11 protein-coding genes are annotated in these 7,517 nt (G+C 36.1%); 1 reads left to right on the top strand and 10 read right to left on the bottom strand.

The genetic code is table 11. The annotated features are described in order from the left end of the window. Positions 1 to 105: 105 nt before the first annotated feature. Both ACQKNI_RS24475 and ACQKNI_RS24470 read right to left on the bottom strand, forming a co-directional pair. On the bottom strand, positions 106 to 963 hold the full coding sequence (locus ACQKNI_RS24475; protein ID WP_088230634.1) for a VOC family protein: 858 nt from the start codon (positions 961 to 963) through the stop codon (positions 106 to 108). Positions 964 to 984: 21 nt separating this feature from the next. Next, positions 985 to 1,389 (bottom strand): DoxX family protein, encoded by a 405-nt coding sequence (locus ACQKNI_RS24470; RefSeq protein ID WP_001071557.1) that lies wholly within the window; start codon positions 1,387 to 1,389, stop codon positions 985 to 987. Between the two features lie 156 nt (positions 1,390 to 1,545). Between ACQKNI_RS24470 and ACQKNI_RS24465 the strand changes: the two genes are divergently transcribed. Further along, positions 1,546 to 2,091 (top strand): helix-turn-helix domain-containing protein, encoded by a 546-nt coding sequence (locus tag ACQKNI_RS24465; RefSeq protein WP_088230635.1) that lies wholly within the window; start codon positions 1,546 to 1,548, stop codon positions 2,089 to 2,091. Between the two features lie 33 nt (positions 2,092 to 2,124). Here ACQKNI_RS24465 and ACQKNI_RS24460 read toward each other — a convergent pair whose 3' ends face one another. From ACQKNI_RS24460 to ACQKNI_RS24425, 8 genes are all read right to left on the bottom strand, one after another. After that, the gene (locus ACQKNI_RS24460; RefSeq protein WP_000025008.1) at positions 2,125 to 2,502 is read right to left on the bottom strand and encodes a MaoC/PaaZ C-terminal domain-containing protein; all 378 of its coding nucleotides are present in this window, start codon (positions 2,500 to 2,502) and stop codon (positions 2,125 to 2,127) included. A 124-nt stretch (positions 2,503 to 2,626) separates the two neighbouring features. Continuing rightward, the gene (locus ACQKNI_RS24455; protein ID WP_088230636.1) at positions 2,627 to 3,085 is read right to left on the bottom strand and encodes a GNAT family N-acetyltransferase; all 459 of its coding nucleotides are present in this window, start codon (positions 3,083 to 3,085) and stop codon (positions 2,627 to 2,629) included. Positions 3,086 to 3,154: 69 nt separating this feature from the next. Beyond that, positions 3,155 to 3,682, bottom strand: coding sequence for a GNAT family N-acetyltransferase (locus ACQKNI_RS24450; RefSeq protein ID WP_098252966.1), 528 nt, complete (start codon positions 3,680 to 3,682; stop codon positions 3,155 to 3,157). Positions 3,683 to 3,965: 283 nt separating this feature from the next. Then, positions 3,966 to 4,364 carry an ankyrin repeat domain-containing protein gene (locus ACQKNI_RS24445; RefSeq protein WP_098253002.1) on the bottom strand — a complete coding sequence of 133 codons (399 nt, stop codon included), beginning with the start codon at positions 4,362 to 4,364 and terminating at the stop codon, positions 3,966 to 3,968. Continuing rightward, entirely contained in the window at positions 4,331 to 5,149 is an 819-nt protein-coding gene (locus tag ACQKNI_RS24440; protein ID WP_098882471.1) for an ABC transporter ATP-binding protein, read from the bottom strand. The genes ACQKNI_RS24445 and ACQKNI_RS24440 overlap by 34 nt, the downstream gene beginning before the upstream one ends. Beyond that, the gene (locus tag ACQKNI_RS24435; RefSeq protein ID WP_141552079.1) at positions 5,136 to 6,164 is read right to left on the bottom strand and encodes a FecCD family ABC transporter permease; all 1,029 of its coding nucleotides are present in this window, start codon (positions 6,162 to 6,164) and stop codon (positions 5,136 to 5,138) included. Before ACQKNI_RS24435 ends, ACQKNI_RS24440 begins: the two co-directional genes overlap by 14 nt. 5 nt (positions 6,165 to 6,169) lie before the next feature. Beyond that, on the bottom strand, positions 6,170 to 7,117 hold the full coding sequence (locus ACQKNI_RS24430) for an ABC transporter substrate-binding protein (RefSeq protein ID WP_088230640.1): 948 nt from the start codon (positions 7,115 to 7,117) through the stop codon (positions 6,170 to 6,172). A gap of 156 nt (positions 7,118 to 7,273) precedes the next feature. Continuing rightward, on the bottom strand, positions 7,274 to 7,501 hold the full coding sequence (locus tag ACQKNI_RS24425) for a YrhC family protein (protein WP_141552080.1): 228 nt from the start codon (positions 7,499 to 7,501) through the stop codon (positions 7,274 to 7,276). Positions 7,502 to 7,517: the final 16 nt, after the last annotated feature.

Here is a 7,517-nt window from a genome sequence, read left to right as displayed (position 1 = left end):
AATCTCTCCTTTTCCTCTTTTTTATCAGTGTTGACACACAAAAAGAGGTTCAGACACAAAAACAGGCTATGGAGAAGACTTTCTCCACAGCCTGAGAAGCCTTTTTTAGGCTTCTCCTTTTATTTTGAAATATATACAATGTCCAAATGGATCCTTTGCCCGTAATATTCCATCTTTGTACGTAGCAATTTCGCCAATATTTTTTAAGCTTTCACATACTTGCTCTTTTTGTTTTTCATCCGCTAGTACAATTGTGAAATATTTCAAGCCAACGGAATTTGTCATTTGCGCTGGTATCCCTTCACCTTGCCATGTATTTAAACCGATATGATGATGATAGCCACCTGCGGATACGAACAGCGCTCCATTACGAGCTGGGATTGTTACATCAAAACCAAGACCATCAACATAGAAACGTTTCGCTTCTTCTAAGTCAGCCACATGTAAATGAATATGCCCCATCACAGTACCAGCCGGGAACCCATTCCATACACTTCCTTGCTGTAATAATTCTTCACCAGATAACGGGTTACTAACAAATGGTAGCTCTCCATTCTCATCACGCCAAACTTCTTTTTGGCGATCATGATAAATTTCAATCCCATTTCCATCTGGATCAGCTAAATAAAGAGCTTCACTAAAATAATGATCGGCTCCACCGTGCAGTGGATATACCATCTCTACAAGGTGGCGAAGAATGTTTGCTAAGTCTTGTCTACTTGGTAATAAAATTGCGTAATGATATAACCCTGTTCTTCCTCTTTGTTTCGGAAAAGCTTCTTTCTTCTCTTCAATGATAAGGAGTGGTTCATCATTTTCATTTCCAAATGTAACGACTGTTTCCTCTTCTTTTAGCACTTTCATGCTTAGTACTTCCGTATAAAAGCCTAGTGATTTCTTTATATTTGATACGTATAAATGAACAACACCAAGTGTTGTTTCGGGATGAAGTTGAAAGCTCATCTTGTTATACCCCCATTTAAATTAGTTCTTCTTTGACATTTTCTCTTTTAAGAAATTATCTACAAAACCATCAGCTTTTGCAACAAATAAGTATGCACCCATTGCTAATAATGCAAGTTCTAACTCAAATCCAGGATTTTTTCCGTCTCCTAACAAGCCAGCTGACCATTTTACTTTTACAATCGCTCCAACCATAACAAGTGCAAATAATAATCCAATATATCTTACACCTAAACCTAAAATTAACAATAGACCTCCAACTAATTCAACAGTTGCTACACCGTATGCAAGTCCTCCTGGTAAACCAATGCTTGTAAACCACCCTGCAATATTGTCAATTCCCGATTGGAATTTTGTTAAACCGTGCATAAAGAATGTTACTCCTAACACGATACGAATAATTAAATTACCGATATGTTGATTCATTTCTTTCTCTCCTTTATAGTTTTCTTATACGAAACTTTTATTCACATTACAAAACATACACTAATTTTTTTTATTCGTCAATTCATTTTTCATGAGAAAAAATATATTTTTTTTGCTATGATACAAATAGTTGTTTACAAAAAGGAGCTTGATTTTATGAATATTGGTTCTGCAATACGTGAAATTCGTCAACGTAGAGGCATAACAATCGCACAAATTTGTGAGGGAACGGGTCTTTCTAAAGGATTTATGAGTCAGGTTGAAAATAATAAAACATCACCATCTATCTCAACTTTAGAAATGATCTCTAATTTTTTGAACATTCCCCTTCCCTATTTATTATTAGAGCAAAAAGATCGTTTGAAAGTTGTCAAAAAGGTAGAGCGTAAATACAGTGTATACGGAAAAGACGAACAAAGAATTGAGCATGTTGCAGAGCAAGGTGGCCTTCGCCTAAATCTCGTAGAGATTCCTGCTGGATTTCCGAAAGAAAACTCACCAAATGCTCATGAAGGGGAAGAGTGCCATCTTGTATTACGCGGCAAACTAGAAGTTCAACATGGGGAAGACATTGCAATTGTAGAAGAAGGTGATTCTTTCTCCTGGAATGCGTGCGTTCCTCATATTGTCCGTAATATAGGGGAAGAATCTGCATTATTACTGATCTCTAGTCATGCGGAAAATCGAAAACGTGTTTACTAAATAAAGAAAGAAGCCTGATTTACAGGCTTCTTTTTATCCCCTTATAATTCCGTAACTTGTCCCAACTAGCACAGTCTTTTCATGTTGATTTCGATAAACTGACTCAATTGAAACTTTTTTATATCCTTCCATTTGTTCAATATTTGTTAAAGTTAATTCACAAGTGATTGTATCTCCTGTAAAAACTGGCCTAATAAACTCACTTACTAATTCTCTTGCTATGTAATGTAACTCTTCGCCTACTTTCGTCCCAATGCTAGCAGTCAATAAACCATGTACCATTAATCGCCCATTTTCATCATATTCCATATGATGTCTACCTTTATCACCTGTAATATTTGCAAATTCGAAAACTTCTTCCTCGGTAAATCTTCTTTCATATTTAAATACATCCCCGACTTTTATACTCATTTTCATCCCCCTAATAATAAACTGAATTTTCTTTCATATTATCATAAAATAAGCCTTAATTCATTTTCTATTATGAAAAAAATTAGAATTACTTAACTATTATTTTTCTTTACATTCCACTCATTTATCGATGCCGATCTGTTTTTGCAACTTGATATCCATAGTACGCACATGTTCCATTTCTTGATAACTCTCTCACTTCAAAACCACAGCTTCTATAAAAATCAAAATTGTTCGCAGATGTATGTGCAAACCAATCACCGTGAGGAAGTTTTTGCAAGCAAAGGGCTACAAGTTTCTTACCTAATCCTTTTCCTCTATACTCACACTTCACAACTAAATCTACTATATTCGCGACCATAATTTGATCAGAAATGACTCTAACCATAGCAATCATCTCTTCTTCATCCCAAATTGTAAAAGCCCATGTTGAATTTTCAAATGCTATCGTGAATTTCTCAATTTGCCAAGAAGGGATATTATGATTGCTCCAACCAGCATCTTCAAACAAAGCTTTAATTGCATATGCTGGTACACCACTCGTTCCCTCACGAATAATCAGTCCATTATGATAAATGTACATGTAATCCCCCCTTTATTTTTATATACCATTCTTGAAAAGATGCAATTTACCTTTTAAAAAATATTTTTTTCATCCAACCCGCTTAATGGAATAGACGAGAACATCCATCCCATGAAATGAAGTTGTTTTTTCATAACTGAGCCCTGTTTTTCTAGCAACAAATATTGAAGCGGGATGGTTCGGGTTAATAAGAGAAATTAATCTATTTATTCGTAATGCTTGGAAACCGTAGTCTCGAAATGCTGCCGCTGCTTCTTTCGCATATCCTTTTCCCCAATACTGAGGAAGTAACCAATACCCAATTTCAATTTCCTCTTTTCCATCTATATTCTGCTTTACTAACCCTGCATGACCAATTCGTATTCCTGTTTCCTTTTCAATCAGTACGAATAAACCGAGACCACTTTTATAACTAGGAATCACCCACTCCTCCAAACTTTTTTTACATTGCATATACGTTTTTAACGTTCCATTTCCAATATAGCGCATTACCTTTTCATTCCCCCATAGTGAAGCATAGAACTGTAAATCATCCATTGTATATTTACGAAATTGCAAGCGATCTGTATGGAACATTTTTAAACTCCTTCCCACCATTTTGTTCTTTATTACACGATCATATTTTGTATGTATAATAAATGTTACTCTCTATTATAAATGAACCAGCATAAAAATACAGAATATTCACTCTTAACAGAAATAAAAAAGCAGTAGACAAATATTGTCTACTGCATCCATATCATAACTAGCATAAAGAAAACTACAATTGAGGGGGTGTAGGATTTTCAAATATACTAGATACTTATCCCGTTCTAACGGGCGGTAAACTTTCCAATTATATGAAAGTGAAAAGTTTACCGCACATAAGAACTTCCTTCGTTCATTGAGAAAGCGCCGCTAAGTAATCATATACACGCTTAGATTCTTCTCCACCCATTCTTGCATGCTGAAGGAGAGAAATGCCGTGAGGGCCAGATGCATGCAATGCTTCTGGTTGTGCTACTAAAATCGCTTGTACAACTTCTAACTCTCCAAGCATAGCTGCTGCAAAAATATCCATTCGAGCACCCTTTTCAAGTAGATAAAGAGCAATATCTTTACGACCTACATGTGCCGATGCCCCTAATGCACTTTCCCAATCTGATCCATCCCAATTGTAAGAGGCATGAAGTAAGTTTGGGGATTCATCCAACAGTTCTTGTACTTTTTCTAGATCTCCGTGAGCTGCCATAACAAATTCTCTTACTAATTCATTGGTAATACGCTCTTCTGTTCGCATCGCTCTGCTCCTTTTTTAGAAATTCGTTTCGGTGTAAAAAATGGCTTGTCGCTTCCCTGAAAAATATCAACTTCTATGCCAAATACGTGTTGAAACATTTGATGACATAAAACTTCTTCTGGTACACCATCATACTGAATCTGCCCTCGCTTTAATACGAGTAAACGATCGCTATATTGAGCTGCTTGGTTAATGTCATGTAAAACCATTATAATTGTCATACCAAACTCTTCGTTCAATCGTTTTACAAGTTCCATTACTTCTAACTGGTGAACGATATCCAAAAAGGTTGATGGTTCATCTAGCAATAAGACATTTGTACGTTGTGCTAGCGTCATTGCAATCCAAGCCCGTTGTCTTTCTCCTCCTGACAAAGACTGTAAAAGACGATATTCATCCCCTGCAAGATTTGTAACAGACAATGCCCAATCAACAATTTCTTCATCTTCTTTATTTAAACGACCGCTCCATGATTTGTGGGGACCTCTTCCAAATTCAATTAATTCTTTCACTGTTAAATCTAATTGGTGATCATGCATTTGTGGTAACATTGCTAATTGCTTCGCTACATCAGCACTCTTCATCGTATGAATATTTTTTCCATCTAAAATGATCTCTCCTTCGCTTTGTTTAAGGAGTCTTGCCATTAAACGAAGCAAAGTAGATTTCCCAGATCCATTCGGTCCAATTAAACTAACGACTTCTCCAGCTTTAATATGTACATTCATATTTTGCATTTGAAATCTTTCGGAATGTGCGTAAAACACTTTTTCAACGGAAATCACTTTGTCTTCCTCCTCTATGAATTAAATATAAGAAGAACGGACCACCTAAGAAGGATAATAAAATACCAACAGGCAATTCGATTGGATCGAACCAACTTCGAGCTATCGCATCCGCGAAAACGAGTAATATCCCGCCACCAAGGCATGATAATGGTAGCAAATATCTATAATCATTTCCGACTAATAAACGTAGCATATGCGGTACAACAAGACCAACAAATCCAATAAGGCCTGAAACACTAACCGCAATTCCAGCTAATAATGTACTTACTACTATTAAATAAAACCGGCTTCTTTCCACGTTATAACCTAATAATTTCGCCATCTCATCTCCAAGCATTAATACTCGAATATGCTTAATACCAAAGAAGGCTAATATAATAGCGAATATTGCATAATAAATAATCATGTTTAAATGTACCCAGCTTACACCACCAATGCCACCAGCTAACCACGGTAATACGGATTGTACTTTATCACTATGTAGTAACATTAATGCTGATGTTGCTGCACCAATTAATGCATTGATTGACACACCTACTAAGACGATTCTTGAAGGCGGTGCCCCTTTTTGCCATGATAGAGCATAAATGACCATCGCTGTGATGAAAGCTCCTAAAAATGCTCCTAGCGGTAAAAAGGCCATATGCTGAGGAAATAGAATCATAATTACAATTGCTACAAGACCTGCTCCAGATGAAACTCCGATAATACCAGGGTCTGCAAGAGGGTTTCTCATAACCCCTTGCAGTAATGCACCAGATGCGGCTAAACATGTTCCTACTATAAATCCAACGAGCACTCTCGGTATACGAAGGTCCCATACAATTCGATGAACCGCCGAACCCTCATCTTGTATGCCTACTAGAATATCTCGTAAAGAAAAGGACAAACTTCCTGCGAACAGACCGTAAAAAAGACCTAGAATCGTTAATAGCACTAAAGTAACTGCCATGATCCATCTTTTTTTCGCAAAAGGATGTTCTTTTTCTCTTACTACTTCACTACTCTCCATACTTATCATTTCCTTACATCTTGTATACTTTTATACATAAAGTCCATCGCTTCTGTAACTTTTGTTCCTGGATTTGATCCAAATAAGTCTGGTGGTAAAATCACTACACGATTTTGTTTTACTGCGTCTAAATTTTTCCACGCTTCATTTTTCATCATTTCGCCTTCGAATGCTTTTTTCACACTATTTGGATCTCCATGTGTAATTAAATAAATCACATCAGGATTCGCCTCAATAATGCGTTCTACACTTAGCTGCGCATATTGCGGATATTCCTTCATTTCTGGAAAATCAGCTGCAATATTTTTCCCGCCTGTTTTTTCTAAAATATCACCTGATAAAGATGTTGGTAATGCGGCTAAATAAGTACCTGGTGCACCATACACTAGCAATGCTTTCACATCGTTCTTTTTCTCATATTTCTTCATTTGATCATTAATTTTTTGGTTAAGTACTTTCGCCTTATCTTCTTTCTTCATTATCGTTCCGTATAGTTCAATATTTTTTTGAATATCTTGTACAGAATTCGCAGAAGAGATTATTACTTTCGTTCCTTGTCCTTCAACCGTTGGAACATTCTTTTGGAACCCATTATTAGCAATAAGTACATCCGGCTTTAAGCTAGCAATTTGCTCAAAATTAGGCTGATGCGCATTCCCAATTACTTGCGCTTTCTTTAACTCCTCTGGAAGAGTTAATTTCGTATCCGGACGACCTACTATTTTTCCACCTAAAGCATGAATAATATCCATGTCTCCCATACTTAATGTTGCAAAACTTTCTGGCACTTTATCGAATGTTACCTTTCTTCCTGACAGGTCGGTAACCTCGATTTTCTCTTTTCCTTTTTCTGTTTTTGTTGCAGATGCTTTTTCGTCTCCTTTTGCACTGCAACCTATTAATAAGAAAAAAATAGATAAAATCGCTGTGAATAGCGTAATAGATTTTTTCATTCTTCACCTCTAATTGATAATGATAATCATTAACTACTACTCTACTTTAATTGATAGGGATTATCATTGTCAATATGAAACGCATACATTTTTGGCAAAAAGCAAAAAAGCACTACGAAAAGATTCATTCTTTTCGTAGTGCCCCATTTAACGCTATTACTCACATTCATTTTCCTCTAACTGATTGCGTATCACTTTTACGCGCTGAAAGAAAAAGACTGATAAACTTAAAAATATAACGATGCTTCCCATCATAACGAAAGATTGTATTGTTTCTTTTGCTCCATTCGGAATCAATAGACCAACCATTAACAATGTACTTACAGCGAGAAGGATTTGTCCAAACCTTGTATAATCTTCTATTTTTCCTTGTAATTCTTTCATTGTGTTCTCACTCCTC

This window comes from Bacillus sp. NPDC094064 (assembly GCF_050279585.1).
GTDB lineage: Bacteria > Bacillota > Bacilli > Bacillales > Bacillaceae_G > Bacillus_A.
This window is presented reverse-complemented; position numbering and strand designations above follow the sequence as displayed.

Excerpts from the sequence above, each read along its gene's own strand:
- ACQKNI_RS24470 (WP_001071557.1), bottom strand. The coding sequence starts at position 1,389 with ATGAATCAACATATCGGTAATTTAATTATTCGTATCGTGTTAGGAGTA.
- ACQKNI_RS24430 (WP_088230640.1), bottom strand. The coding sequence starts at position 7,117 with ATGAAAAAATCTATTACGCTATTCACAGCGATTTTATCTATTTTTTTC.
- ACQKNI_RS24455 (WP_088230636.1), bottom strand. The coding sequence starts at position 3,085 with ATGTACATTTATCATAATGGACTGATTATTCGTGAGGGAACGAGTGGT.
- ACQKNI_RS24445 (WP_098253002.1), bottom strand. The coding sequence starts at position 4,364 with ATGCGAACAGAAGAGCGTATTACCAATGAATTAGTAAGAGAATTTGTT.
- ACQKNI_RS24460 (WP_000025008.1), bottom strand. The coding sequence starts at position 2,502 with ATGAGTATAAAAGTCGGGGATGTATTTAAATATGAAAGAAGATTTACC.
- ACQKNI_RS24450 (WP_098252966.1), bottom strand. The coding sequence starts at position 3,682 with ATGGTGGGAAGGAGTTTAAAAATGTTCCATACAGATCGCTTGCAATTT.
- ACQKNI_RS24425 (WP_141552080.1), bottom strand. The coding sequence starts at position 7,501 with ATGAAAGAATTACAAGGAAAAATAGAAGATTATACAAGGTTTGGACAA.
- ACQKNI_RS24475 (WP_088230634.1), bottom strand. The coding sequence starts at position 963 with ATGAGCTTTCAACTTCATCCCGAAACAACACTTGGTGTTGTTCATTTA.
- ACQKNI_RS24465 (WP_088230635.1), top strand. The coding sequence starts at position 1,546 with ATGAATATTGGTTCTGCAATACGTGAAATTCGTCAACGTAGAGGCATA.
- ACQKNI_RS24435 (WP_141552079.1), bottom strand. The coding sequence starts at position 6,164 with ATGGAGAGTAGTGAAGTAGTAAGAGAAAAAGAACATCCTTTTGCGAAA.